We start from the raw sequence: 23,874 nt of genomic DNA, 5'->3' as shown, positions 1-23,874 counted from the left end.
TGCATTGCTCGCCGACGAAATCGCACGATGCCGCGCGACATCCTTCGAGTTTACACGTTTATATTACAGATATAATTCAAACGATCCAAGCGACGAAAAAGCCGGGATAATCGGCGTTTCTCTGCCACCGATATAGTCAGGCCGCATGATCGGTATGCGTTCTTTGATGCGCGCTATTCTCTGCCTTCGACAAATACGAAACGATCGTTCGAGCGACTGGCGGCGCGAAGAGGATATTGCGATGGCCGAAGCCCGCATACGGAAGCAATTCCGCACCATCAGCTTCCGAAACGATCTCTTCGGCACATCGAAACGAAACCTCGTGGTCCTCGCGGTCATGTACGACAAGGGATTCGCACCCCGTCGCCCGCAAAAGCTTGACGACGGTGAAGCTGTTGAGCGAGCGGCCTGATATGCGCTCCAGCCGCGCCTCGAACGCGCGCCGTCCCGCGCCATCAAGACCCCACCGCTCCGCAAACTCACCCGTAACTTCCGGAAGCCTATTCGGACTGGCAACGAGAACGATACGCGGCGTCGCAAGGGCATAGGGCATTGGTGGTCGCCCTTCGGCGGCAACGAGCGAGACCATGCCGCCGAACGAATGCGCAACGATCGCGCTGAGCGGGCCAAACCGGCGGCCAATGATTGCGGTCGCACGCGCACATGCGATGAGATTGGTCGAACGTTCGCCGCTGAGCCCATGCGCCGGCAGATCGAACAGAACGACGCGGTATCCCGCCCGCCTTATCGGCTCGGCAAGAGCCGTCATAAATGAAGCTTCGCCAGTCCATCCGTGCACGACGAGTACGGTGCCCAACGCAACTCTGCGGTCCGGCTCGAAGATATAGGCTTGAATAGCGGCGACCGGCGTCGCGATCCGGCGCCAGTGGGCATTGCGCAAATGAAACCGCGCCCGCTGCGCGAGCTGCGAATGGTTGGCAGCGCGGTAATACGACAATTCCGGCATGCAAAAGAGCCGAAAAGCCGCGTCGCCGGCGAGGCCAGCTGGAAGATGCGACAGGGACCGTCCGGCCCATGCTTTTTTAGGCACCCAGATCATTCTCTATTTCTGAAATCGGAGTTCCAAATGCGCAAGACCGCCCGCCCGATCAATTTGCTGCAATGGTTGACAGCTTGTTGCACCGCTTCTTTGATCAGCCAAACACGACCCTAGGATTTGTTAATACGGCGATAACCTTCAATAGGTTCCACCGTCGGCTTCAAAGCGAGGCGACGCACGCTGAAACAAAGTACGCTGTTCATATTCGGCGGATTGGTGGAGGGCACGCGCCCGCTGTTGCAGCTGGACTGCTATTCCGCCGATGCAGTGCTCGTCCGCGCTCCCTAAGTCTTGATTATCGGCACAATGATCCTCCATTAGCGGACCACTCGCCTCGACGGCCTTTTGCCCAGCCCCCAAAAAGGAACGGCTATTGATATCGCCAGCAGAGTTGCATCATCTTTTTGAAACGTACGGCATCTGGACCGTTGCCATCATCGTCGGGCTCGAAAGCTTGGGCATTCCGTTGCCGGGCGAGGCGGTGCTGATCATCGCGTCGATCTATGCCGCCACCCACGACGGCAACATCGCCATGGTCATCGCGGCAGCGACCATCGGCGCTATCGTCGGCGACAACATCGGCTATCTCATCGGCCGTGAATTCGGTTATCCGCTGGTTTTGAAATTCGGCTCCTATCTCGGCTTGACCGAAGGCCGCATAAAGCTCGGTCAATTCCTTTTCCAGAAACACGGCGGCAAGGTCGTATTCTTCGGACGTTTTTTTGCCGTTCTTCGGTTCCTCGCAGCCTTACTGGCGGGCATCAATCGCCTGGCGTGGCCGAGGTTTCTTGTGGCCAACGCACTCGGAGGCCTCGTTTGGGCGAGTATCGTCGGTATGTCCGCCTACACCTTGGGCCGCAGCATTCACGAGGTACAGGGGCCGCTCGGGGCCATCGCAATCGCGATTGCAATTGGAATAGTGATCGCAATCTTCGTTTACCTAAAGCGCCACGAAGCGGAACTTCAAGCCGAGGCCGAAGCTTCACTACCGGGCCCACTCCCTGGCCTTCGCACGGGAGAACCGCCGACCGTCGGCTGAGCGCCTCAAAACGATCTCAAAATCAACGACCCCAACCCAAACAGATCGGAGTGATATCCTTGAATAATCAGGATGGAGCAGACATTTCGATTTACCGGCCGTTATCGCCTGGGGAACGATGTTGCCCGCTTTTCGCCCGTGTTAGCCGCGTATCAATGATCTCTGGAACCATCTCGAAGGCATATCTCATATGAGAGGATTTCTCGCCGCCGCTTACGATCAACTGAAGCTGGCGCTTGCTATCCGTTCGCTTCTGCCCCCGCGTCCGGGCGACCTCGCAGCCCGCGCGAAGGCCAAGGAAGAGCGCTTCCGCCATTTGCTGCAATACGCCTATGACAATTCCCCCTACTATCGAAAGAAGTTCCAGGGGATCGATCTGAAAACCTGCGCCATTACTGATCTTCCAACCCTCACGAAGGTCGAGATGATGGCAAATCTCGACGACATCTTCACCGACCGCGACCTTCGCCGCGCCGACCTTGAACGTTTCATGTTGGACCCCGCCAACATCGGCGCCTACTTCAAAGACAAATTCGCCGTCTGCCACACCTCGGGAAGCCAGGGGCAACCGGCGATCATCGTTCAAGACAAGCCCGCGATTTTGACGACCTTTGCGGCCCAGTTCGCACGCGGCAAGAAATTGAGCCGGCGGTTTCTGCCGCACCTCCAGCGCCTGTTCAATCCGGCGCGCTTCTCGATCATCACGCAAAAGCCGGGGTTTTACCCAAGCAGCACATTCTTCAATTATTTCCCCGAACGCGCGCGCCGCTTCCTCAAGTTGCAGCGTCTCTCGGTATTCGATCCGCCCGACGTGCTTGTCGCGAAGTTGAATGAATTTCAGCCGAACTTCATCACCGGCTACACGAGCTCTCTCGAGACGATCACGCGCGAACTCCAAGCGGGACGCCTGAAGCGTCCCCGCGATCTCGAGCAAATGATGAACATCAGCGAGCCGCTCCCCGAGCCCATCGCGCAACGCGTGGAAAAAGCTTTCGGAGTGCACATTACGAACGTCTACAGCATGGCCGAATGCATGGCCCTCACCTGCGGATGCCAGACGACGCACGGCAGCCACCTCAACGACGAACTCGCGTTCCTCGAAGTCGTCGACGCAACCGGCAAGCCCGTTCCGAACGGCACGCAGGGAAGCAAGGTGCTTCTGACGAACCTGTACAATATGGCCCAGCCCATCATCCGCTATGAGATCGACGACATGGTCACGATCAGCGCGACGCCGTGCGACTGCGGAAGTCTCCTGCCCCTCGTCAAGGCCGTCCAAGGACGATCGAAGGATCAATTCTGGGTTAACGTCGACGGCGAGATCCGCGATCTTCCGTATTATGTTTTTCTCCTCGCCCTCCACAACGAGACGAGGCTGGCCGAGCATCAATTTCTTCAGACCGGCGTTAACCGGTTCGTTCTGCGCGCCGCAGCCTTGCCCGGCCAAACGCTATCCGTCGAGAAACTCCGGCAGTACATCCAACAGTCGGTGACGGCGGAGGGGCTTGCGAATGTCATCCACTTCGACATCGAACTGGTGGATCGCATTCTCCCGGAGGAATCCGGAAAGGTCCGTCGCGCAAAGAACATGTTCGGTCCCCCGCCGGCATCGCCTGAGCTTGAAGGACGGCCAGCTGCCGAAGTCCGCTGAGAGAAGCGCGGCCCCGTTGCCCCTTTCTTGCGAGGAACCCCAGCTGACAAATCCAGTTGAATGGATGCGGCTTTCTTTGCGGAGTATCAGTCATGACCAGAAAAATGCTGAAGATCGTCGACGGTCCCGACAAGCCTGCGTTGCGGTGTGCATTGGCATATCCTGATAGCGAGCGGGTTCACTTCATTCTTGAGGGTGACGCGACAGACGCAACGATCGCGCGCATCGAGGAGCAGGCGGAAGGTTTTACTTTCGAGATCAACGGCTGGCTAACGACCGGCGTTCACAAAGGCGAGACGTTCCTGGGGATTTACAGTGTGGAGACGCGGTCCGGGCAGATCGCTCTTGGCATCGGCGCTTAATCTCGTGGGGGGCCGCCTAAACCGCGCGGCCCTTTTTCAATCCCCTGCCTGATCTGCCTATTTCGTGAAATGCTCGCTTGCGGCGGGCTCACTGAATAACCTCTGCGCGTGGCTGATCCTCACCTGACAGTTCGCTTTTTGATCCATTGCATCCAGCCGCCCCGCCGGAAGACGTATCCCGAACCTCAGGCCGCACTCTCCGCGTGCTCGACAACTTAACACAATACGATAAGAGATCGACGCGCCTGCGCGATCGCGAGGGGACGCCTTATGAGAAGACGGGACACGTGAAATGAAAGCGATCAAAATCACCGCTCCTGGCGGATTGAACAACCTGGCCCTCGTCGATCTCGCGGATCCGGGCAAAGCCGGGCGTGGCGAAATCCGCGTTCGCATTCATGGTAGTTCGCTCAACTTTCACGACTACCTCGTCGCGACCGGAAAAATGCAGACGGCCGATGGACGAATTCCGATGTCCGACGGCGCAGGCGTCGTCGAGGACGTGGGTGAAGGCGTCACGGAATTCAAAGTCGGTGACCACGTCGTATCCTGCTTTTTCCCGCTTTGGCAGGATGGTCCGCCCGACGTCGACAACTTCGCCTCGACCCCGGGTGACGGCATCGATGGCTACGCTTGCGAAGTCGTCGTGCGCCAGGCGAATTGGTTCACCCACGCGCCCAAAGGCTACAGCCATGCCGAAGCGGCAACGCTCACAACCGCCGGGCTGACGGCATGGCGCGCGCTCGTGGTCGATGGCCACCTGAAAGCCGGCGACACCGTTCTCATTCAAGGCACCGGTGGCGTATCGATTTTCGCCCTGCAGCTCGCCAAGGCGATGGGTGCCGAGGTGATCGTCACGTCCTCATCTGACGAGAAGCTCGAACGCGCCCGCGCGCTCGGCGCCGATCACCTGATCAACTACAAGTCCGTACCGCAGTGGAGCGATCGCGTTCGCGAACTCACGGGCGGACGCGGCGTCGATCACGTTGTCGAAGTCGGTGGGCCGGGTACGCTACCGCAATCCATCGCATCGGTCGCAATCGGCGGGCACATCTCGTTGATAGGCGTGCTCACCGGCCTCTCCGGCGAAGTCCCGACCTTTTTGCTGATGGCGAGGCAGGCGCGCCTAAAGGGTCTTATCGTCGGCAGCCGGCGGGAGCAGATTGAATTCACCCGCGCACTTGACGCCACAGGCATACGCCCAGTGATCGACCGCAGCTTCCGCCTCGCGGAAATCGCCGATGCGTTCCGGCTGCAAGAAGGGGCCAGTCACTTCGGTAAGATCTGCCTGGAATTCTAACGGCTCACCGCACACAGCACACTGGCGAAATGCTGCGGAAAGTAGACGATGGCGACACCGGCCGACATGAGGGCACCGCCAGCCAAAAGATTGAGCCTCGTACCTCCGGTCCGCCTGTTGAGCCACGAGATCCCATAAGCTGATGCAATCACGGCCGGCACGGTGCCGGCGCCGAAGCCGAGCATGAAAGTCGCGCCTTGCACGCCCGTGCGCGTCAGAGTTGCCAGCAACGCCGCGCCGTAAACCATCGGGCAGGCATTGAGCCCCCAAACGATGCCGAGTATGACGGGGGCTAAGTATCGGCTCTGCCCGGCAGGACGCAGCAGGGAGTTTACCCTGGACGCGAGAACCTCCATGCCATGATCGATGAAGGCCAGCCTCGGCATCAGCCCGGCGAGCACCAGCCCCATCCATAACAGCGACGCACCCGCCGCCCATTGCAGCACGATCGGGCTCTGCATCGGCATGTGAGAAAGAATATCACCGCCAAAAGCTCCGGCCGCGGCGCCGATTGCCGTGTAAGTCAAAATGCGCCCGGCCTGCATCAGTAGGAGATTGAGACTTCTATCTCCGGAAGTTTTCGCGCCGAGCAGCAGGTTCGCTCCGCAGGCAATGCCACCGCACATCGCGCCGCAATGGAACGCGCTGGCAAGCCCGACAGCAATCCCGCTGAAGAAGCTCTCGCTAAACATCGTCGGCTCGGCTCCGATCCGATTCCGTCTCCATGCGATCGTTGTCATCGCTGATCGCGCGCCACTTGGCGCCTTCGAGATCGTCGAATTGGCCGCTGCGAAGTGCCCAGAGGAAGGCGGCGAGCCCCATCATGCCGAGCGTCAGCGCCGCAGGAATGAGCCAGGCAAGCGACGTCATACCGATGCTCCGACGTTTGGAAGGCGCAATGCCTTCGAGCGAAGACGAAGCGCATTAGCCGTGACCATGATCGACGATCCCGACATGGCCAGCGCGGCAATCAAAGGCGTCACGTAGCCCGCCATCGCGAGCGGCACGAAAATCGAATTGTAGAGAATTGCGATCGCAAAGTTCTGCAACGCTAGACGGCGTGCGGCCTTGGCGACCGACAGCGTCTCAATGACCGGCCGAAGAACGTCGCCTTGAAAAACGGCGTCCGCCGTGGTCTGCGCGATGTCGATGGCGGATGCCGGCGACAGCGAGGCATGTCCGGCAGCAAGCGCCGGCGCATCGTTGAGCCCGTCGCCGACCATCAGCGTCTTGTATCCCCGCGCCTTCAAGACTTCGATCGCGTCCAGCTTCTGGTCTGGACGAACCTCAGCAGTCCAATCCTCGATGCCGCAAGCCGCAGCCGTTTGCGCAACGGCGGCGCGCCGGTCTCCGGATAACAGTCTGACGAGATATCCTGCGTGCCGGAGTTCAGAAACGCACGCGGCCGCGTCCTTCCGTAGTTCATCCACGAAGTTGAAGCCGACAGCGGGCTTGCCTTCGGCCGCGTACCAGATCGACGTGTTCCGATCCTTGACGCCGGCCCAGGCAGCCGACCCGACCTTCTCCTCGAAGCCCATTGACGTCGTGACGAGCCCCGAACCCGGAACTTCTTCGACGCCCTCGACAGCGCGCGTTTGAATGCCCTCCGCACGTGCAGCCTTGGTCAACGCTTGCGCGAAAGGATGTTTGCTCATCCCTGCAATCGATCCTGCCCGGCCCAGAGCAGCCGCATCGACGCCATCGCTCGTCTCGAGCCGCAACTCTCCCGTCGTCAGAGTCCCCGTCTTGTCGAAGACGACGCAATCAATCTCGGCGAGACGTTCGAGCCCGTCAGGAGCTTTGACAATAACGCCTTTGCTGAACAGACGGCTCATCGCAGCGACCTGGACAGCGGGCACGGCGAGAGCCAAGGCGCACGGGCACGTAATGATGAGAACAGCGATTGCGTGCGTGAGAGATTGATCCCACGGCGCGCCGAGCACCATCCATAGGATGAACGTGAGCAGTCCGAGAACATGGACCGCGGGCGCGTAAATTTGCGAGGCGCGATCTGCAAGCCGGACATAGCGGCCGCGGCTTTGCTCGGCGTTGAGCATCAAGCGGCTAATTTCGCTCAGGAGCGTGTTGTCTTCCGCGGCAGTAATGCGCACGCGCAGGGTGCCGGCACAATTGATCGTACCCGCATAAACGGAATCGCCGATGGAAACGGCGCGCGGCCGCGTTTCGCCACTGATAAGACTCTCGTCGATATCGCTCTGGCCGGAGATCACCTGCCCGTCACCCGCAATGCGCTCGCCCGCGGCGACGGCGATGATCATGCCCGGCTTGAGCGCGCTCGCAAGCACGAGCTTGGTTGATTGATCCGGAGCGACGAGTGTCCCGTTCGTCGCCCTGAGACCAATCAGGTTCTCGGCCGCTCCACGCGCCTTGGTCCGCATGCGTTCGTCGAGCACTCTGCCGATCAGCAAAAAGAACAAGAGCGTCGTCGCGGCATCGAAGTAGATCTGCTCCGAACCGCGCATCGTCTGAAACAGACTCATGCCCGTCGCCAGCAGCACGCCGAGCGAAATGGGCACATCCATGTTGAGGCGCCGTGATCTCAATGCCGCAAGCGCCGACTTGAAGAAGGGTTGACCTGCGTAAGCGACGGCGGGCAGCGCGATGAGCGCGGATAGCCAATGGAACAGATCCATGAGGGAGCTGTCCATGTCGCTGACCTCTCCGGACCAGACCGCCACGGAAAGCATCATGATGTTCCCGGCCGCAAAACCGGCAACACCGAGACGAGGGAGAAGCTCGCTCACACGCGCGGCCTGCTCCGTCTCTGCGTTCGCGATCAGGGCCGAAGCCCGAAATCCCGCATGCTCGAGAGCTGCCGTCAGGTCGATCGTAGAGCTGAGAGACGGGTCGACCACGACGGATACGCGCTTGGTCGTCAGGTTTGCGCGGGCCGCATCGACGCCACGCAGGGCGCGCAGCGTATTTTCAACCGAACGGATGCAGTTCCCACAAACGATGCCCGGGACCGAAAGCACGATAGTCTGCCGCGCCTCTGCGCCCGGCGCCTGCGCTGCAAGCCCGGCGTCTAGGGCTGCTTCCATATCCGTTCCCTCGATCTGTAAACGGCCTTGTCCTTCTCCAAAGCGGTGACGGAAAGCGTCCACGAGCCTTCCGAAAGTCCCGAAATGTCGGCGGCGTAAGTCCCGTTCCCCGTGGGCACCAAGTCAAAACGGCGATCGAATATGTCCGTTGTCGCGCGACCGATTTCCGCCTTCACGAGCAAACCATCGATGGGTTGCCGGTTCTCATCCGTCAACGCAATCGCAAGGCGGCCGGTCTTGGAATCGAACGTTCGGCTTTCATGCCACCCGAGCCGGTTCTGGTCCGCTTCTTCCTGGAGCGTTCGATTGTAGGCCACGCCTTTGCGATAAGCGTCGGCTGTGTCGCCGCTGAACGTAGAAACGGCTTTGGTGATCAAAACCGCATCCACGGCCGTTACCGTCAGAAAGAACCCGGCCAGCATAGCGAAGACATGCCACCCGCGAAGTGAACCTTTCGATACTGCAACGCTCATGACGGACTCCTGAATGTCGTGGCGCGTGATGCCGTCTCGCCGCCCTCCACATCCTGCAGTTCGATCGTAACGGGCTCGGCATCCGACCTCAGTTCCTTCCTTTGTGCGCCCGAGAGCATGAGGAAGACTTTGACGGCTCTGACTTCTGATGGGCCGACTTCTATCATCGGGTCAGCGCCGTCGAACTCCACGAATTTCGGCTGAAGGCCAGGCGGCCCGATGAAGCGCAACTTGAAGTGCCGTGCCCGCTCGACCTTGTTCGCGATCTTGATCATGTAGCCGTTGCGCAGTCCGCCGTCGCTCAACACGACGAAAAATGGATTGCGATCCTGGATGACGCTGAACTCGAAGTCGGCACGATTGAGCAGCGACCATCCCATAAGAGACGCCACAAACGCGATCATAGCCGTATAAAGCATCGTGCGAGGACGAATGATCCGCCAGCCCTCGCGCGGCGCGTTTGTGGCGTTGGAAAGGTTGCCGATAGTCGTATAGGCGATGAGTTCACGCGGCCGGCCGACGCGATCCATGATCTCGTTGCACGCATCGATGCAGAGCGCACACTGGATACATTCGAGCTGCGATCCGTCGCGAATGTCGATGCCCATCGGACAGACCGCGACGCAGGCCTTGCAGTCGATGCAGTCGCCGCGACCATCCCACGTCGTGCCCGTCTTGTGGGCGCCGCGCGGCTCACCCCGAAGCTCGCGATAGGAAATGAGAAGCGAATCGCGATCGACCATCGCGCCCTGAATGCGTGGCCAAGGACACATGTAAATACAGACCTGCTCACGGGCGAGCCCACCAAGCAGATAAGTCGTCAGCGTAAACAGTCCGAGGAAGAAATAGGCGACGGTCGGTGCCGTACCGTGCATCAGTTCAATGGCAAGTGTCGGCGCATCACCGAAATAGAAGACCAGCGCACCGCCCGTTGCGACCGAGATCGCCAGCCACGACAGATGAGTTATCGATTTCTTCCAGATCTTTTCGAATGACCACGGCTGGGCATCGAGGCGCAACTGCGCATTGCGATCGCCTTGCCAGAAACGCTCGACGGCAATCATCAGGTCTGTCCAGACCGTTTGCGGGCAAGCGTATCCGCACCACATGCGGCCGGCGATCGAAGTGACGAGAAAGAGGGTCAGCGCTCCGAGAACAAGGAGCCCAGTGACGTAGTAGAATTCTTGCGCCCAGATTTCGATGGGGCCGAACAACAGGCGCTGATTGGCGAAGTCGAACAGGATGGCCTGATCGGGCAAGCCCTCTCCGCGATTCCACCGCAACCACGGCACGACGTAGTAGACGGCGAGCGTAACCGCCATCACAATCCACTTGATGCCGCGAAATGGTCCTCGCGCACGCCTTGGATAGATTTTCTTTCGCGGCACGTAGTCCGACTGCCGCGGAGGCGACGGCGGCGTTGGGCGCCCCTCGTCTCCGATCAGAAACTTGTTCGGTCGGTCCATCGTGTTCATTTCGGCTTTTCCGCGCCTGGCGCGGGAGCGGAGGCACTCGCAGCATCGGCTTGCCCTCCGCCGAGGGAATAGACAAAGAGCGTCAGCATTTTTACCGCGACCGGATCGAGACGCTCGGACCACGCCGGCATCGCGCCGCCACGCCCGGTTCGGATGCTCTGCATCACGGCCTCTTGCGAGCTGCCGTAAAGCCAGATGGCGTCCGTCAGGTTGGGCGCACCCATATCCTGATTGCCTTTGCCGTGATCGCCATGGCACGCGGCACAGTTGTCAGCAAAAATCTGCGCGCCTCTCTTTGCCGCTTCTTGATCGACATCGAGATGCGAGAACGAGCGGACGAAATTTGCGGCGTCTCGGATCTGCGCCTCATCGAGAATCTTGTCTGTTCCGAAGTGGGGCATCGAGCTGTCGTGTGCGTTCGGATTGCCGCTTCTTATGCCGAAGGCGATGGTCGTATGGATTTTTTCGAGATCGCCGCCCCAAAGCCAGTCGTCATCGTTGAGGTTAGGATAGCCGATGCCGCCCTGCGCCCCGCGCCCGTGGCAACCGGCGCAATTCTCGCCGAACAGCGCCCCACCGCCCGCAATCGAGAACTGAAACAGCTCGTCATTCTTGCGAACGTCGGCGAGCGGCATCTGGGCGATCTGCGTGCGATATTTCGCGTGGCCTGATTTCCACGCCTCGATATCTCGCTGCACCTGATCCCGCTGGCTGTAGTTCAGCACGCCCTTCGTGTAGCCGTTGATCGTCGGCCACGCGGGATACACAATCCAATACCCGATGGCCCACACGATCGAGACATAGAAGGTATAGAGCCACCATCTGGGCAGCGGCTTATTGAGCTCGTAGATATCGCCATCCCAAACATGTCCGGTCGTCTCGACACCCGTCACTTCGTCGATTTTTTTGGGATGGCTCATCGTTTATCCTCATCGGCCGGGAGCATATCGGCGCGAAACGGGATTTCCGAAGCCGCCACGAACTTGGCTTTGTTGCTTCTGCGGAAGGCGTAGATGTATGCCGCGACCATGATGCTGGCAAAAATAGCGAGCGACACAATCTGCGTGACCATTTGAATGTCTTCGTAGGCCAAGGCCGAACTCCCGTTATCGAAGGTTTGGACCGCTCGCATCGAACTTCGTGAAGTCGACGAGCGTGCCGAGCATTTGCAGATAGGCGATGACGGCATCGAGTTCCGTGGGCTCGACGTTTTCCCCCGGCGACTGGCCATCGAACTTGCGCACCTGCGCCTTCGGGTAGCGCGCGACGAGCGCCTTTGCTTCTTTGGTGTCGGGCGATATCTGTGCGACGACGTCCTTACCCGCACCCGCAATCATCTCGTCGCTATAAGGAACGCCAAGCTCCTTCAACGCCTTCATGCGCTTCGAAATGTTCGAGTAATCGAGAAGCGTGCGGTCGAGAAACGCGTAGCCCGGCATGATGGAAGCCGGCACGACCGACCGCGGATCGCGCATATGCTCGACATGCCAGGCGTCCGAATACTTGCCGCCGACGCGCGCAAGGTCTGGCCCCGTTCGCTTCGAGCCCCACTGGAACGGATGGTCGTACATGCTTTCCGCAGCCAGAGAGTAGTGGCCGTAGCGTTCGACCTCGTCGCGCAGCGAGCGGATCATTTGGCTGTGACAGTTATAGCAGCCCTCGCGCACGTAGATGTCGCGACCGGCAAGCTCGAGCGGCGAATAGGGCCGCATGCCCTGCACCTTCTCGATCGTCGACTGCACGTAGAACAGCGGCGCGATCTCGACGATGCCGCCGATCGAAACGACAATCAGCGAACCGATCAGAAGTATGATCGAGTTTCGCTCAAAAATGGCGTGGTTCACGACTATCGCTCCTGTTATTCGGCTGGCATTGCGACGACGCCGGGACGCAGCTCAGGCGCCGCCGCGACCGTCGGCTGATCACGGACGTCGACCGGTTGATCGCCGCGGATTGTGCGCCAGACGTTGTAGGCCATGATCAGCCCGCCGAGCAGGAACAGCGCACCGCCGGCCGCGCGAATGACATACGGCCAGTGCATCGCCTCGACGGTTTCGATGAAGGAGTATTTGAGGAAGCCGAGACGGTCGTAAGCACGCCACATGAGCCCCTGCGTAATCCCCGCAACCCACATCGACGAGATGTAGAGAACGATGCCGATCATCGCGAGCCAGAAGTGCCACTCGACGAGCTTCATCGAGTACAGGCCTTGCCGCTTCCACAGCCATGGCACCAGACAGTAGACGGCGCCGAACGAGATCATGCCGACCCAGCCGAGCGCGCCGGAATGGACGTGTCCGATCGTCCAGTCCGTGTAGTGCGAGAGCGAGTTGACTTCCTTGATGGACATCAGCGGCCCTTCGAACGTCGACATTCCGTAGAACGCCACGCTGACGACGAGCAGACGAATGACTGGATCGGTCCTGAGCTTGTCCCACGCCCCGGAGAGCGTCATGAGCCCGTTGATCATGCCGCCCCACGACGGCATCCAGAGCATGATCGAGAACGTCATGCCGAGCGTCTGCGCCCATTCGGGAAGCGCGGTGTAGTGGAGGTGGTGCGGTCCCGCCCAGATGTAGAGGAAGATCAGCGACCAGAAGTGCACGATCGACAAACGGTAGGAATAGACCGGCCGTTCGGCGCGCTTCGGAATGAAGTAATACATGATGCCGAGAAACCCGGCTGTCAGAAAGAACCCAACGGCATTGTGCCCGTACCACCATTGCGTCATGGCGCCCTGAACGCCGGGAAAGAGCGGATAGCTCAGCGTCCCGAGAAACGACACGGGCAGCGCCAGGTTATTGACGATATGCAGCATCGCGACTGTCACGATGAAGGCCAGGAAGAACCAGTTCGCGACGTAAATGTGCGGCTCTTGGCGACCCTTCAGCGTACCGAGAAATACGAGGAGATAGGCGACCCATACGACCGTCAGCAATATGTCGGTGTACCATTCGGGCTCCGCATACTCCTTCCCTTGCGTCACGCCCATCAAGTAGCCGGTCGCCGCGATAACGATGAAAAGCTGATACCCCCAGACGACGAACCACGGCGTCCATTTGCCAGGGAGCCGGGCCTGGCTTGTGCGCTGAACGACATAAAGTGACGTCGCGATGAGAGCATTCCCGCCGAACGCGAAAATGACGGCCGAGGTATGAACCGGCCGCAGGCGCCCGAAGTTGGTCCACGGCAAATCTAAGTTCAGCGCCGGAAACGAAAGTTGCCAAGCGAGAATATCGCCAACGAGAAATCCGGCGACACCCCAGAAAACGCACGCGACCGTCGCAACGCGAATGGGACCGTCGAAGTAGCCGGAACGCTTCTCCTGTCTGAGGTTCGTCGGATGCGTTGCAACGTAGAAGCCGGCTGCCACCGCCGTCGCCAACACCATGAGCCCATGGAGCCGAAGGATCTCCTCCTCTCCGGCAAGCGCGAACACAAGACCGACCGCGCCGATGATGACTGCGCTTATCAGCGCCAGCGTATCGCTGAGCCCAGAGCGCTCGTCCAATACGTCCTGCAAAGCTGCCTCCCGATCCCAATACGGGACGCACAATCCGACAACGGGCAGCCGACAACCTTGATCTAAGTCATGTTCGTCACGGAGGGCGGCATTAGAAATACCGCATCGATAAAAATGCGGCCTCGCGTTTTTCGAGGGGGTTCACTCATGACGGATGCCAGCGGCGCAAATCGACTGGATGATTCTGGTGTCTGCCGGACGCCCCATCCCCTGGAGATTATTGAGGAGGAGCACGCCCTGCAGTTGGAGTTGTGCGCTCTTCTGGAAAGTATCGCCGACAGCCTACCGGCCAAGCTCGAGCCAGCGTTGGCCGTGATCGCGATCTCTATTCTGAAGGGAAGCGTAAAGGCGCACACGAAGTTCGAGGAAGACGCGCTTTTCCCGATTCTCAGAGGGCGGTTGTCGCCGAACGACACCGTCGTTCAGGCACTGGCGTGCCTTAGCCAGCAACACGAGTGCGACGAAGACATCGCCGACGAACTCGTCGAGGCGCTAACGAACGCGTTGCAAAGCAGCGCGCCACAAGACCCAGAGACGCTTGGCTACATTCTTCGCGGCTATTTTGAAAACCAGCGCCGCCATATCGCATGGGAAGAAAGCGTCGTTTTGCCGGCCGCACGCAAAGCGCTGACCGTCGAAGACCTCGCACGCCTTCAGGAATGGATCATGACGAGCGACCATCCCCGTTGCATCAGAATACCGCTGCTGACGCTCAGAGCCGGGACATCATCATCGTCAATCTGCGGTAAATGCCCCTCCTCGCTCCGGCAGGAGAAATAACGGGATGTCTCCAGATTTCGTACGCCGCATGAGCACTCCCGTTCCAAGATATACGAGCTATCCGACCGCCGCTCAGTTTCGAGATACCGTCGGCGCTGAGGACTTCGCAGCAGCTCTGACCAAATTGGCGGACGACACGCCGTTTTCGCTCTACGTGCATGTGCCGTTCTGCAAGAAGCTTTGCTGGTACTGCGGCTGCAATATGAAGGTTGCACGCACCAAGGAGCCGGTCGTCCGCTATTTGAAAGCTCTCGAAGGCGAACTGCTGGCACTCGCACGGCTTGGGCTCTCCAAGCACAAGATTTCATATATGCATTGGGGCGGCGGCTCGCCCAACATCCTGACCGGCGAGCAGGTTTTCGCGTTGGCGGCGCGCGTTCGTGACTCTTTCGAGATCGACGCCAACGCCGAATTCGCCGTCGAGATCGACCCGCGTGAATCGAGCGCGTCTCTTGCGCAGGCGCTGAAGCGCGCAGGCGTCAATCGCGTATCGATTGGCGTCCAGGATTTCGACCCCGCTGTTCAGGCCGCCATCAATCGGTTGCAGTCGTTCGAAGTGACGTCGGCCTGCATAGATACTTTGCGGGATGCCGGGATCGACAAGATCAACGTCGATCTCGTTTATGGATTGCCGCTGCAGACCCGATCTGGAATAGAGTCGACCGTCGAGCAGGTTCTTTCGCTGCGCCCAAATCGGGTCGCGCTATTTGGATACGCGCACCTGCCCGCGCGCTTCGCACACCAACCGATTATTGATTCCAAGACGCTCCCCGACAGCGTCGAACGCTTTGCCCAGTCCCAAAGAGCCGCCCGCATACTCAACGCAGCAGGATACGTCCAGGTCGGCATCGACCATTACGCCCTGAAGGACGATCCGTTGGCGCGCGGACCCGTTCGCCGCAACTTCCAAGGATATACGACAGATACGTCGGAAACCCTCGTCGGCATCGGAGCGTCGGCCATCTCCAGCCTCGGCAGCGCATATTTTCAGAACGTGTCGTCTCCGGCCGAATATGAAAAGCGTATTGCAGCGACGGGGTTCGCCACGACAAGAGGCGTCAAACTGACGGACGAAGATTGCGTTCGACGCTACGTCATCGCGAAATTGATGTGCGACTTCAGCTTTTCCGAATCTGACATCCGCGAGCGCTTCGGAGCATTAGCATCGCACGTCATTCTGGAAGGCCGAGAGATGGTCGAGGCAGACACCGCAGGTCTTCTGGAGAAGGTCGAGGGCGGTTTCGTAGTAACACCCCGCGGCCAAGCATTTGTGAGAAGCATTGCGGCGTGCTTCGATACCTATCTCTACTCTGAAACGCGCGCCTCGCCCGCGATCTAGACGGTGCTTATCCGTTCCATATGAGCGGGCACCTACTCCGCTCACTGCGGATACGCGACGGCATTTGACAATCAATCTTCCAGAGACCGGGGGCTACCTGCAGCGATCTGACCAAGGGGCACCCCCGCGCCATGGCCAGCTGAAAGAAACTTCGCTGCGCATTGCATGGTAGCGATTTGGCTATACTCAGCGGCGGCCTTCGCTTCCGTGACAGACGAAGGGCGCGCGTCCCCGTCAATAACCTTGAGCATCCCATCAAGAGCGATTTTTGTCGCGAAGTATGCTTCTGCGCACGACTCTATCGCTTTTCGAAGCCCATCTGTCTGTTCGCTATTTAAGCCCGAAGGCGGAACGAGACTGCGAACGGAATAATGTGCAGCGCGACACGCGGCGCTAGCTGTGGAAGCTATCTCATATGCAAGATATCGGTCATTCTGCTCAAGAGCTTGTAAGACCTTTTTCCGGCTACCATCGCATTTCTTTCCTTCTCCGGTAATCTTCGTCCAAAGTTGCACGATCTCTTTGTGCACTTCTTCGGTCGCGGCCTTTTCTTTTGCCTTTGCTTGCGCTTCGACCTCGGCCTTTGATTTCTCAACCTCCGCGATCCGCGCTTTAGCCGCTTCTTCCGCCTTGGCTTTCTGCTCCGGTGTCGGCTCGGGCATCGTCATAGCGAACCCGAAGAATGCCGCGACGAATGTGGCCAGAGAGATTGAAGCGATCCGTTTCCGACTAGGCCGTTCTTTCCTGCCAAACCGAAATATCGAGGGCACAATTAGCCCGATGATCCCACCGAAGAACGAGACCAAGAAAACAAGCGCGAAAAGTGCCGCTAAAAATTCCACCATATCCCCCCTGGGATTACAACTCACATTGAGTAGTACGGCACAACGATTCGGCAAGCCACGGCGAATAAATAGCGAGCTCAAGGCTCGACGTTTCATCAGAGCCGTTGAGATTGATTGGTAGGAATTAGAAGTAACGCGTCGCCGCCCGTTCGATCGGACGCCAGCTACCGTTGTGACGACGCTAACAACCGGCGCGCGCTTCGCGCGTGTCGACGCGGAACAGTCGATGTTCCGGGCACGAGGTAATTCGGGTCGAGAAAGCTGGTTCTTTCGTCGTTAACGCCCCACAGACACGTACGGACAGTGCCGCGTTGCAAGACTCAGATGGGGATGTGCCAATGCTATGGCGGAGACGCAGGGATTCGAACCCTGGATACGCTTTAGGGCGTATGACGATTTAGCAAACCGTTGCCTTCAGCCACTCGGCCACGTCTCCCCAAATCAATGGGCAAGTGCCCCTATAGAGGCCACGCCAGCGCAATGCAAGACGCGACCTGAGAATGCACATGCGTGATGTGGACCATCGCTGGCCGTCGCCGCAAAGTCGTCCTAGTGTCCTGAAAGCAATACTCCTCCATTGGAAACGGGCTGAGCCGTGCACTCTTGCTTCAAAATACAGTTGAGTATCTGGGTTTCGGCGCTTCTGGGGTCGGCTGCAGCTAACGCGACCGAACTCTGCGTCAAATGCTCAGCCCCCGAGGCGAGCTATGCCTGCGTCGTCAATGGCACGTCGAATGCCACGATAGACACGGTGGCCAAGCTGTACTGCATCACCACGCTCGCGAAGGCAGGGGCCCACGAGAGCTGCTCGGTAGACCGGACAGTGACCGCACCGTGCCCAGGCGAACGGAGGGAGCTTCCCGTTCCGGCGGCTCTGGACAGTCAAGAGACCGAAGATCAGCCGCAAACCGATACTCCTCCCGGCTTGGCGAAGCCAAACCAAGGTGCAGCCGCGACAACGCCCGAAGAGTCCCACACGCCGGGGACGCTGGCAAACCCGGCCGAAGCGCCGCACGATCAGTCCAATGGCGCGCCTGCGAACGAGCAGCCGCCTAAAACCGTGCAGGAAATGGTCGAGAAAAGCACCGGACTGAGCGATACCCAGAAGTCCGCTGGCGAAGCCGCAAAATCGGCAAGCACCGCACTCGGAAAAGCTGGAGCAGCAGTGGGCGGCGCCGCCAAGAGTTCTTGGAAGTGCCTCTCGTCGTTCTTCACGAACTGCTGACACCGCATAAAAGCGATGCCGCACCCAATGCGTCACATGGTCGACGTCAATGGACGGAGACTAGCCACTCGCGGGCCAATTTCTGTGCTTTGATGATGTCGGCCTTGCTCATGTCGGTCGCGACTTCCGACCGATAGCGCTTCGCCTCGTCGTTGCCTTTGCTCGCGGCGATATTGAACCACTTATGAGCTTGAACGAGGTCGACGGCTCCATCGCGTCCCGTGCAGCAACTGAGACCGAGCTCGAAAAAGGCATCCGACTGGTCGCCCTGAGCTGAGTAATCGATTTGACGCGACAACACGTCCATACGTGCCATGTGAAAACACTCCAACAGCCGCCATCGCACTCTTCATGTCGTAAGGCGGCTAAGCCATGCGCTCGCAATAGACGAACGCACCCGAACCATGGCAGGCGTTGGATGAAAACTCGTAAAAGGCCGAACAAATTTGCTTTAACAACAAGCAAAAATTGCCTTATGCACCGCTAATTTTCGACCCGGATCGGAACATTTTGTCCGAAGTGCGACGACTGGTGATTAGACAGTAAGAAGGGTTGCCACCCTTTCCTAACCATGCTTCAAAAAGGTGGCCGCGGCGCGTCAATCGAACGACGGGGTTTGAATGTTCAGCCGGGGTTCAGCCGCGTGCTGGTAACCTTAAATTTCTGGGCCGGAAATCGGTCTTGAGGAGGGTTCGGGCTGCTCGCAGTCTGAGTGAGGGATTATGGATCAATCGGTAGTCTGCCGCTCGTTGGCGGCTGCAGGGTTCCTTTTGCTTGCGGGTTGCGCACAGCAAGGATCACACCCCGCCTACATCGGATTGTCGGATCTGTCCGGCGACGACTTCTTGGGAAATTCCGTAACCGCCCATTCCGGCGAGACATCCCAAGCACTTCGGCACGTACAGTCGAACAAGGTGCTGAGCGCAATGGCGTTCCAAACAGTAACCGGACGAACAGTCGATCCTGAAAGCCTCATCGGTCGCGGCGAATAATTGCCGATCCATCCGCCGCTCATACTTTCTTCACAGCCAAGCCCTTGATGACCGCCGGCCGCTGACCGATGTCTCCGAGCCACCGCTCGACATTCGGAAACTTGCCGATGTCCTGCCCCAGCTTCTCCCACATCCGCACCCACGTGAAACTGGCGATGTCCGCGATCGAATACTTCCCCGCGATATAGGGGCGATCGCTCAGCCGCTTGTCCAACACGCCGAATAGGCGTTCGACCTCTTTCGTATAGCGATCGATCGCGAAGGGAATTTTCTCCGGCGCATAGGTGCGGAAGTAATTGCACTGCCCAGCCATTGGACCGAGGCCTGTCGCACTCCAGAATAGCCATTGATCGACCTCGGCCTTCGCCCGCTCGCTGGACGGATAGAACGCACCGAACTTCCGGCCGAGATATTGAAGAATGGCGCCCGATTCAAAAAGCGCGAGTGGCTGACCATCAGGCCCATCGGGATCGACGATGGCTGGAATCTTATTGTTGGGCGAAATTGCCAAGAATTCGGGCGCCAACTGCTCGCCCTTGCCTATATCGACGAACGTCACCCCGTAAGGCACGCCAAGTTCCTCGAGCATGATGGAAATCTTCAAGCCATTGGGCGTCGGCCAAAAATGGAGCGCGATCGGCTCTTCGTCTCCGTCGTCCAGCATATCACTCCTTAGGGAATGAGAATGATCGAACCCGTCGTGCGCCGGGCCTCGAGATCGCGATGCGCATCGGCGGCGCGGCTCAACGGGTATCGATGATTGATGGCGATCCGAATCTGTTTGCTGAGCACCATCTCGAACAGTTCTGCAGCGTTGTCCTCAAGATCCCTAGAAGTTGCCGTATAAGCCAAAAGCGTCGGGCGCGTGGCGAAAAGAGACCCTTTCAGCGCCGTCAGCGGGAAAGGCGGCACGGCCCCTGACGAGTTGCCGAACGACACCCAAAGCCCCCTGGGCTTCAAGCAATCGAGCGACTGCGGAAAGGTGTCCTTGCCGATGGAGTCGTACACGACATCGCATCCGTTCCCGCTGGTGTACTCGCGCACACCGCTGACGAAATCATCCCGCTTTGTATTGATCGTATACGTGCAGCCGTTCTCCATCGCGAGCGCGGCTTTCTCGTCCGAGCTGACGGTTCCGATGATCGTGGCCCCGAGAGCATGCGCCCACTGGCACGCGATGAGACCGACGCCACCCGCAGCGGCATGCAGCAGCATCGTCGTCTCGGGTCCGACGCGATACATTTCACGCAGCAGGTAGCGAACGGTCATGCCTTGCAGCAGCATCGCGGCAGCGGTGTCGTAGTCGATGCCGTCTGGTAACTTCACGAGCCGGTCGGCCCGCACGGCGCGAACCTCAGCGTAGCCTCCGATGGAGCCGGCATAAGCTGCTCTGTCGCCGACCTTGAATCGGCTGACGCCGGAACCGACGGCAATCACATCGCCCGCACCTTCCGAACCGATGATGGCTGGCAAGCTCGGCAGCTTGTAGAGACCATTCCGATGATAGACATCGATGAAGTTGACGCCGATAGCACGTTGCCGAAGCAGCACTTCGCCCGGCGCCGGATCAGCAACGGGCACCTCCTCGTAGACGAGCGCTTCCGGCCCCCCGTTTGCGTGCACCCGAACTGCAAATGGCATGTCGTAGGCTCCTCTCGGATGATCTCTGGTCTAGAGATGCCGTTCTGCGGCGAATCCCGCTAGTGGCTTGACACGGGCCACATCTTAGACCCCCGTTCGCCACGAGCCTGCCACGCTGGCTTTCTACCGCCAGAGGGAAACGAAAACGGAAATTACCTTGAATCATTTCGAACATGCGCTGCACACCAGAAAATCGAACGCCGCCATGGCGCTTTTGCTCGCAACCTTCGCGGCGGCTGGCTGTGCTGGCAATGAAGCTGCATTGGGCGATCCGGCACGTGGATTGAAATGCGTCGACGACAGCAACGTCTGCATCAGCCAGCGCAAAATGGTCTACGATTCATACATGACCGACCCTTCCCGCGCTTGGGTGAAACAGCCCGCTGGCCCTCACGAATATGCCTCCGGCGTGCGTCTCATGGCGTTCAGCAGAAAGCGCAAAGAACTGAATTGCAACGAGCTGGCGCACGGCAAGGCAGAGGCCGACCGGGGCCCATCCGCCCTCAGCGGAGGCGCTTACGTCGGCTTGACCACAGGACAAATTGCACGCGCTGCGATGCTCGCGCGCGAAGTTTCGCGTGAACTTGCGCAAGAAATCGCGCGCCGGTGCCGCTAGACTTGAACCCGGCGATCCTGCTTCCTATGTGGCCGTGACACCAGGGGAACGCCGAACGAGCGCCCGCCAGGGCACCGGAACGAACGGGCCGGCTCGCGGGCTAATAATAAACTCCAACGCGAAAGTCGCTAGATGGGCGTGCAGGACTTCGTCGATGCCACTGTTGCGTATGTGAGATTGCACCAGGAATGGGCCGTTCCGATAGCGTTCGCCGTCGCATTCCTCGAAAGCTTTTGCTTTCTTTCCATCCTCTGGCCGGGCACCGCCATACTGATCGGCATCTCCGCTCTGCTCGCCCAAAGCGGTGTGGAACTCGACGTCCTTTGGCCGGCGATTGTAGCCGCTGGCGTCGGCGGCGCGCTTGGCTACGCCATCTCCTATTGGATCGGGCTCTACTACAAGGATGGTATTCGCGAGGTCTGGCCGTTCAAGCGCAATCCCGAACTGGTCGACCGTGGCCAGTCATTCTTTGCGCGGTGGGGAGCCCTGAGCGTGTTTTTCGGGCACTTCTTCGGGCCCGTCCGGGCCATCATCCCGGTCATCGCGGGGATGTACGCAATGCCGCAATGGCAATTTCAGTTGGCTAACGTCGTCTCCGCCTTTATTTGGGCGGCGGGCGTGATTGCACCGGCCTATTTCGGCCTGAGCTATCTCCTGCACTAGCCGGCGCCGAGGCATTCGGCCCGCAAAATGACGGCCGTACTTGCACGAACAGGCGCGATCCCGTAGAGGATCGCCCAACTGTTGCGCCAGGGCGCAGCGTCGAATCCTTACATTCCACCTCTCGAGGCCTGTTTCATGTCTAAGACGTCGCTCAAGAATGTTCAAAAGCAGAAGAAAAAGGCCAAGCGCACCATTCCGCGGGCGCCGCAGACCCGTATTCAGGGCAACACGACCGGCGTTCGCACGCGCCTGAAGAAGCTTGCAGGCCAGGCCCGCGCTAAGAAAGCAGCATCGGCCTAGATAGAGGCGCAGTCGCTCACTACGTTCTCTGTCTGCCTGCGTGAATGGTGACGCGAGTAACGACATGACGACGACTGCGTTCTACCCGCCGACGGTCACGCCGTCCGCGCGCGCACTGCCCCTACTTCCGTTCCTAGGCCGTTTTGTCCGCAATCCGTTGCGGGCAATTCCGCGCGCCGTCTACCATGAGCCCATCGTAACCTACGGCGGCAAGCGCCCGCTGATAGCGTGGGTTACGGGTCCCGCGCTCGTCGAAAATATCCTTCTCAAGAACGCCGAGCAGTTTCCGAAAACGCGGCTCGATCGTCGCGTCCTGAAGCCGATCATCGGCAACGGGCTGTTGACCGCGCAGGGCGAGAGTTGGCGCTGGCAGCGTAAAGTCGCGAGCCCGCCCTTCAGGCACGCCGAGCTTCTCGGCTATGTGCCGACAATGGTCGACGCCGCCGTCAATTGCGTGATGCGTTGGAGATCGCGCGGACCCGCGCCGTTCGTCACCAACGTCGAAGAAGACCTGACGGAAACGACGTTCTCCATCATCGCCCGAACGATATTGGCAGGCGTCAGCAAGCGCGATGGCGACGTTATAAAGCGCGCGGGGCGCGCCTATCTCGATCCGATCTCCTGGGAAGTCGCGGCGTCGCTCTTGCAGCTTCCGGAGACCGTCTGGCATCCGGGCAAGGGCCGCATGCGGCGAGCCGCTGTGGAATTGCGGGCAATCGTCGGAAATCTCGTCGCCCAGCGCCGCGCGGACGGCTCGACCGGTTCCGACCTCGTCGCGCGCATGCTGGCGGCGAAGGATCCCGATACCGGCGAACCGATGTCAGACGAAATGATCGCCGATAACCTCGCGACGTTTCTGTTTGCCGGCCACGAAACGACCGCGAAGGCTTTGACGTGGACGCTCTACGTTTTGGCGCGTGCGCCGGAATGGCAAACCCGTGTACGCGAAGAACTCGATGCTGTGATCGGCTCAGGCCCCGTCGATGCCGCGGCGATCGCCAAGCTGCCCGTCACGTCGCGCGTTTTGAAAGAGGTCATGCGCCTCTATCCGTCGGCCCCCGTCATGACCCGCGTGAACGCCGAAGACGTAGACATCGGAGGGATCTTTCTTCCCAAACCCACGCTGATCGTCATCCCGATCTTTGCAATTCATCGCCACAGATCACTCTGGCAAGATCCCGATCGCTTCGACCCGGACCGGTTTCTGCCCGAGAACGAAGCACGCTACCCCCGCACCCAGTTCATGCCCTTCGGATACGGACAGCGCGTGTGCATAGGCTCGTCCTTCGCCATACTCGAAGCGACGGCAATTCTCGCGACGCTGCTGCGAAACGTCAGCTTCGAATGGGACGGACGGCACCTGCCGGAGCCCGTGAGCCGCGTCACGCTTCGCCCGAAAGGCGGCATGCCGTTGATCGTTCGGCCCCTGTAACGGGCACGGTGTAACGGGCCCGATCCGAAGGCCGCGCTGCGGCAACCGCTGTTAACTTCGCGTTTACCACGAGTTACTGGATCGCAAATATCGTCG

26 protein-coding genes and 1 tRNA gene are annotated in these 23,874 nt (G+C 59.5%); 12 read left to right on the top strand and 15 right to left on the bottom strand.

What is annotated here, in order from left to right:
• Window positions 1-136: 136 nt before the first annotated feature.
• On the bottom strand, window positions 137-1,060 hold the full coding sequence (locus tag AC1DK3_RS13630) for an alpha/beta fold hydrolase (protein ID WP_477192721.1): 924 nt from the start codon (window positions 1,058-1,060) through the stop codon (window positions 137-139).
• Window positions 1,061-1,433: 373 nt separating this feature from the next.
• Between AC1DK3_RS13630 and AC1DK3_RS13625 the strand changes: the two genes are divergently transcribed.
• The 4 genes from AC1DK3_RS13625 (at window position 1,434) to AC1DK3_RS13610 (ending at window position 5,412) form a co-directional block, all read left to right on the top strand.
• Window positions 1,434-2,099: a DedA family protein gene (locus AC1DK3_RS13625; protein ID WP_477192720.1), complete on the top strand. Its 666-nt coding sequence runs from the start codon at window positions 1,434-1,436 to the stop codon at window positions 2,097-2,099.
• Window positions 2,100-2,289: 190 nt separating this feature from the next.
• Entirely contained in the window at window positions 2,290-3,750 is a 1,461-nt protein-coding gene (locus AC1DK3_RS13620; RefSeq protein WP_477192719.1) for a phenylacetate--CoA ligase family protein, read from the top strand.
• Between the two features lie 92 nt (window positions 3,751-3,842).
• Window positions 3,843-4,112, top strand: coding sequence for a hypothetical protein (locus AC1DK3_RS13615; RefSeq protein ID WP_477192718.1), 270 nt, complete (start codon window positions 3,843-3,845; stop codon window positions 4,110-4,112).
• Window positions 4,113-4,404: 292 nt separating this feature from the next.
• Window positions 4,405-5,412, top strand: a complete 1,008-nt coding sequence (locus AC1DK3_RS13610; RefSeq protein ID WP_477192717.1) for a zinc-dependent alcohol dehydrogenase family protein — start codon at window positions 4,405-4,407, stop codon at window positions 5,410-5,412.
• Here the strand turns inward: AC1DK3_RS13610 and AC1DK3_RS13605 are convergent.
• The 9 genes from AC1DK3_RS13605 to ccoN are packed head-to-tail and all read right to left on the bottom strand — an operon-like array spanning window position 5,409 to window position 13,945.
• The gene (locus AC1DK3_RS13605; protein WP_477192716.1) at window positions 5,409-6,104 is read right to left on the bottom strand and encodes a sulfite exporter TauE/SafE family protein; all 696 of its coding nucleotides are present in this window, start codon (window positions 6,102-6,104) and stop codon (window positions 5,409-5,411) included. The two genes, AC1DK3_RS13610 and AC1DK3_RS13605, sit on opposite strands and share 4 nt — an antisense overlap.
• On the bottom strand, window positions 6,097-6,282 hold the full coding sequence (ccoS, locus tag AC1DK3_RS13600; protein WP_477192715.1) for a cbb3-type cytochrome oxidase assembly protein CcoS: 186 nt from the start codon (window positions 6,280-6,282) through the stop codon (window positions 6,097-6,099). The genes AC1DK3_RS13605 and ccoS overlap by 8 nt, the downstream gene beginning before the upstream one ends.
• On the bottom strand, window positions 6,279-8,474 hold the full coding sequence (locus tag AC1DK3_RS13595) for a heavy metal translocating P-type ATPase (RefSeq protein WP_477192714.1): 2,196 nt from the start codon (window positions 8,472-8,474) through the stop codon (window positions 6,279-6,281). The genes ccoS and AC1DK3_RS13595 overlap by 4 nt, the downstream gene beginning before the upstream one ends.
• The gene (locus AC1DK3_RS13590; RefSeq protein ID WP_477192713.1) at window positions 8,459-8,947 is read right to left on the bottom strand and encodes a FixH family protein; all 489 of its coding nucleotides are present in this window, start codon (window positions 8,945-8,947) and stop codon (window positions 8,459-8,461) included. The genes AC1DK3_RS13595 and AC1DK3_RS13590 overlap by 16 nt, the downstream gene beginning before the upstream one ends.
• Window positions 8,944-10,422, bottom strand: a complete 1,479-nt coding sequence (ccoG, locus tag AC1DK3_RS13585) for a cytochrome c oxidase accessory protein CcoG (RefSeq protein ID WP_477192712.1) — start codon at window positions 10,420-10,422, stop codon at window positions 8,944-8,946. Before ccoG ends, AC1DK3_RS13590 begins: the two co-directional genes overlap by 4 nt.
• Window positions 10,419-11,342 (bottom strand): cytochrome-c oxidase, cbb3-type subunit III, encoded by a 924-nt coding sequence (ccoP, locus tag AC1DK3_RS13580; RefSeq protein WP_477192711.1) that lies wholly within the window; start codon window positions 11,340-11,342, stop codon window positions 10,419-10,421. The genes ccoG and ccoP overlap by 4 nt, the downstream gene beginning before the upstream one ends.
• The gene (locus AC1DK3_RS13575; protein WP_477192710.1) at window positions 11,339-11,515 is read right to left on the bottom strand and encodes a cbb3-type cytochrome c oxidase subunit 3; all 177 of its coding nucleotides are present in this window, start codon (window positions 11,513-11,515) and stop codon (window positions 11,339-11,341) included. The genes ccoP and AC1DK3_RS13575 overlap by 4 nt, the downstream gene beginning before the upstream one ends.
• 13 nt (window positions 11,516-11,528) lie before the next feature.
• Window positions 11,529-12,266: a cytochrome-c oxidase, cbb3-type subunit II gene (ccoO, locus tag AC1DK3_RS13570; protein ID WP_477192709.1), complete on the bottom strand. Its 738-nt coding sequence runs from the start codon at window positions 12,264-12,266 to the stop codon at window positions 11,529-11,531.
• A gap of 14 nt (window positions 12,267-12,280) precedes the next feature.
• Window positions 12,281-13,945 (bottom strand): cytochrome-c oxidase, cbb3-type subunit I, encoded by a 1,665-nt coding sequence (gene ccoN, locus AC1DK3_RS13565; protein WP_477192708.1) that lies wholly within the window; start codon window positions 13,943-13,945, stop codon window positions 12,281-12,283.
• A 147-nt stretch (window positions 13,946-14,092) separates the two neighbouring features.
• Here ccoN and AC1DK3_RS13560 point away from each other — a divergent pair, with 147 nt between their 5' ends.
• Together AC1DK3_RS13560 and hemN are read left to right on the top strand one after the other, a co-directional pair.
• On the top strand, window positions 14,093-14,725 hold the full coding sequence (locus AC1DK3_RS13560; RefSeq protein ID WP_477192707.1) for a hemerythrin domain-containing protein: 633 nt from the start codon (window positions 14,093-14,095) through the stop codon (window positions 14,723-14,725).
• 4 nt (window positions 14,726-14,729) lie between these two features.
• Window positions 14,730-16,064, top strand: coding sequence for an oxygen-independent coproporphyrinogen III oxidase (gene hemN, locus AC1DK3_RS13555; protein WP_477192706.1), 1,335 nt, complete (start codon window positions 14,730-14,732; stop codon window positions 16,062-16,064).
• Between the two features lie 71 nt (window positions 16,065-16,135).
• Here the strand turns inward: hemN and AC1DK3_RS13550 are convergent, their stop codons facing one another.
• Window positions 16,136-16,909 (bottom strand): hypothetical protein, encoded by a 774-nt coding sequence (locus AC1DK3_RS13550; protein WP_477192705.1) that lies wholly within the window; start codon window positions 16,907-16,909, stop codon window positions 16,136-16,138.
• A gap of 344 nt (window positions 16,910-17,253) precedes the next feature.
• A tRNA-Ser gene (locus AC1DK3_RS13545) sits at window positions 17,254-17,345 on the bottom strand.
• 183 nt (window positions 17,346-17,528) lie between these two features.
• Here AC1DK3_RS13545 and AC1DK3_RS13540 point away from each other — a divergent pair.
• Window positions 17,529-18,134 carry a hypothetical protein gene (locus AC1DK3_RS13540; RefSeq protein WP_477192704.1) on the top strand — a complete coding sequence of 202 codons (606 nt, stop codon included), beginning with the start codon at window positions 17,529-17,531 and terminating at the stop codon, window positions 18,132-18,134.
• A 46-nt stretch (window positions 18,135-18,180) separates the two neighbouring features.
• Here the strand turns inward: AC1DK3_RS13540 and AC1DK3_RS13535 are convergent, their stop codons facing one another.
• Window positions 18,181-18,450, bottom strand: a complete 270-nt coding sequence (locus AC1DK3_RS13535; RefSeq protein WP_477192703.1) for a sel1 repeat family protein — start codon at window positions 18,448-18,450, stop codon at window positions 18,181-18,183.
• Between the two features lie 406 nt (window positions 18,451-18,856).
• Between AC1DK3_RS13535 and AC1DK3_RS13530 the strand changes: the two genes are divergently transcribed.
• Window positions 18,857-19,126, top strand: a complete 270-nt coding sequence (locus AC1DK3_RS13530) for a hypothetical protein (RefSeq protein WP_477192702.1) — start codon at window positions 18,857-18,859, stop codon at window positions 19,124-19,126.
• A 19-nt stretch (window positions 19,127-19,145) separates the two neighbouring features.
• On the opposite strand, the gene AC1DK3_RS13525 is transcribed toward AC1DK3_RS13530, so the two are convergent.
• Window positions 19,146-19,790, bottom strand: a complete 645-nt coding sequence (locus AC1DK3_RS13525; protein ID WP_477192701.1) for a glutathione S-transferase family protein — start codon at window positions 19,788-19,790, stop codon at window positions 19,146-19,148.
• An 8-nt stretch (window positions 19,791-19,798) separates the two neighbouring features.
• The gene (locus AC1DK3_RS13520) at window positions 19,799-20,767 is read right to left on the bottom strand and encodes a quinone oxidoreductase family protein (protein WP_477192700.1); all 969 of its coding nucleotides are present in this window, start codon (window positions 20,765-20,767) and stop codon (window positions 19,799-19,801) included.
• 157 nt (window positions 20,768-20,924) lie between these two features.
• Here AC1DK3_RS13520 and AC1DK3_RS13515 point away from each other — a divergent pair, with 157 nt between their 5' ends.
• The 4 genes from AC1DK3_RS13515 (at window position 20,925) to AC1DK3_RS13500 (ending at window position 23,778) form a co-directional block, all read left to right on the top strand.
• Window positions 20,925-21,383 (top strand): hypothetical protein, encoded by a 459-nt coding sequence (locus AC1DK3_RS13515; RefSeq protein ID WP_477192699.1) that lies wholly within the window; start codon window positions 20,925-20,927, stop codon window positions 21,381-21,383.
• Window positions 21,384-21,515: 132 nt separating this feature from the next.
• The gene (locus tag AC1DK3_RS13510; RefSeq protein ID WP_477192698.1) at window positions 21,516-22,046 is read left to right on the top strand and encodes a DedA family protein; all 531 of its coding nucleotides are present in this window, start codon (window positions 21,516-21,518) and stop codon (window positions 22,044-22,046) included.
• Window positions 22,047-22,181: 135 nt separating this feature from the next.
• On the top strand, window positions 22,182-22,346 hold the full coding sequence (locus AC1DK3_RS13505) for a hypothetical protein (RefSeq protein ID WP_177228042.1): 165 nt from the start codon (window positions 22,182-22,184) through the stop codon (window positions 22,344-22,346).
• Between the two features lie 64 nt (window positions 22,347-22,410).
• Window positions 22,411-23,778, top strand: coding sequence for a cytochrome P450 (locus AC1DK3_RS13500; RefSeq protein ID WP_477192697.1), 1,368 nt, complete (start codon window positions 22,411-22,413; stop codon window positions 23,776-23,778).
• Window positions 23,779-23,874 lie beyond the last annotated feature (96 nt).

This window comes from Hyphomicrobium sp. 01T421, assembly GCF_056398805.1.
The sequence above is the reverse complement of the archived record's forward strand: the minus strand, read 5'-3'. Positions and strand labels throughout refer to the sequence as shown.

Excerpts from the sequence above, each read along its gene's own strand:
- AC1DK3_RS13615 (WP_477192718.1), top strand. The coding sequence starts at position 3,843 with ATGACCAGAAAAATGCTGAAGATCGTCGACGGTCCCGACAAGCCTGCG.
- ccoS (WP_477192715.1), bottom strand. The coding sequence starts at position 6,282 with ATGACGTCGCTTGCCTGGCTCATTCCTGCGGCGCTGACGCTCGGCATG.
- AC1DK3_RS13620 (WP_477192719.1), top strand. The coding sequence starts at position 2,290 with ATGAGAGGATTTCTCGCCGCCGCTTACGATCAACTGAAGCTGGCGCTT.
- AC1DK3_RS13505 (WP_177228042.1), top strand. The coding sequence starts at position 22,182 with ATGTCTAAGACGTCGCTCAAGAATGTTCAAAAGCAGAAGAAAAAGGCC.
- AC1DK3_RS13550 (WP_477192705.1), bottom strand. The coding sequence starts at position 16,909 with ATGGTGGAATTTTTAGCGGCACTTTTCGCGCTTGTTTTCTTGGTCTCG.
- AC1DK3_RS13560 (WP_477192707.1), top strand. The coding sequence starts at position 14,093 with ATGACGGATGCCAGCGGCGCAAATCGACTGGATGATTCTGGTGTCTGC.
- AC1DK3_RS13605 (WP_477192716.1), bottom strand. The coding sequence starts at position 6,104 with ATGTTTAGCGAGAGCTTCTTCAGCGGGATTGCTGTCGGGCTTGCCAGC.
- hemN (WP_477192706.1), top strand. The coding sequence starts at position 14,730 with ATGTCTCCAGATTTCGTACGCCGCATGAGCACTCCCGTTCCAAGATAT.
- ccoG (WP_477192712.1), bottom strand. The coding sequence starts at position 10,422 with ATGAACACGATGGACCGACCGAACAAGTTTCTGATCGGAGACGAGGGG.
- AC1DK3_RS13610 (WP_477192717.1), top strand. The coding sequence starts at position 4,405 with ATGAAAGCGATCAAAATCACCGCTCCTGGCGGATTGAACAACCTGGCC.
- AC1DK3_RS13520 (WP_477192700.1), bottom strand. The coding sequence starts at position 20,767 with ATGCCATTTGCAGTTCGGGTGCACGCAAACGGGGGGCCGGAAGCGCTC.
- AC1DK3_RS13595 (WP_477192714.1), bottom strand. The coding sequence starts at position 8,474 with ATGGAAGCAGCCCTAGACGCCGGGCTTGCAGCGCAGGCGCCGGGCGCA.
- AC1DK3_RS13535 (WP_477192703.1), bottom strand. The coding sequence starts at position 18,450 with ATGGCACGTATGGACGTGTTGTCGCGTCAAATCGATTACTCAGCTCAG.
- AC1DK3_RS13530 (WP_477192702.1), top strand. The coding sequence starts at position 18,857 with ATGGATCAATCGGTAGTCTGCCGCTCGTTGGCGGCTGCAGGGTTCCTT.
- AC1DK3_RS13630 (WP_477192721.1), bottom strand. The coding sequence starts at position 1,060 with ATGATCTGGGTGCCTAAAAAAGCATGGGCCGGACGGTCCCTGTCGCAT.
- AC1DK3_RS13525 (WP_477192701.1), bottom strand. The coding sequence starts at position 19,790 with ATGCTGGACGACGGAGACGAAGAGCCGATCGCGCTCCATTTTTGGCCG.
- AC1DK3_RS13500 (WP_477192697.1), top strand. The coding sequence starts at position 22,411 with ATGACGACGACTGCGTTCTACCCGCCGACGGTCACGCCGTCCGCGCGC.
- AC1DK3_RS13590 (WP_477192713.1), bottom strand. The coding sequence starts at position 8,947 with ATGAGCGTTGCAGTATCGAAAGGTTCACTTCGCGGGTGGCATGTCTTC.
- AC1DK3_RS13510 (WP_477192698.1), top strand. The coding sequence starts at position 21,516 with ATGGGCGTGCAGGACTTCGTCGATGCCACTGTTGCGTATGTGAGATTG.
- ccoP (WP_477192711.1), bottom strand. The coding sequence starts at position 11,342 with ATGAGCCATCCCAAAAAAATCGACGAAGTGACGGGTGTCGAGACGACC.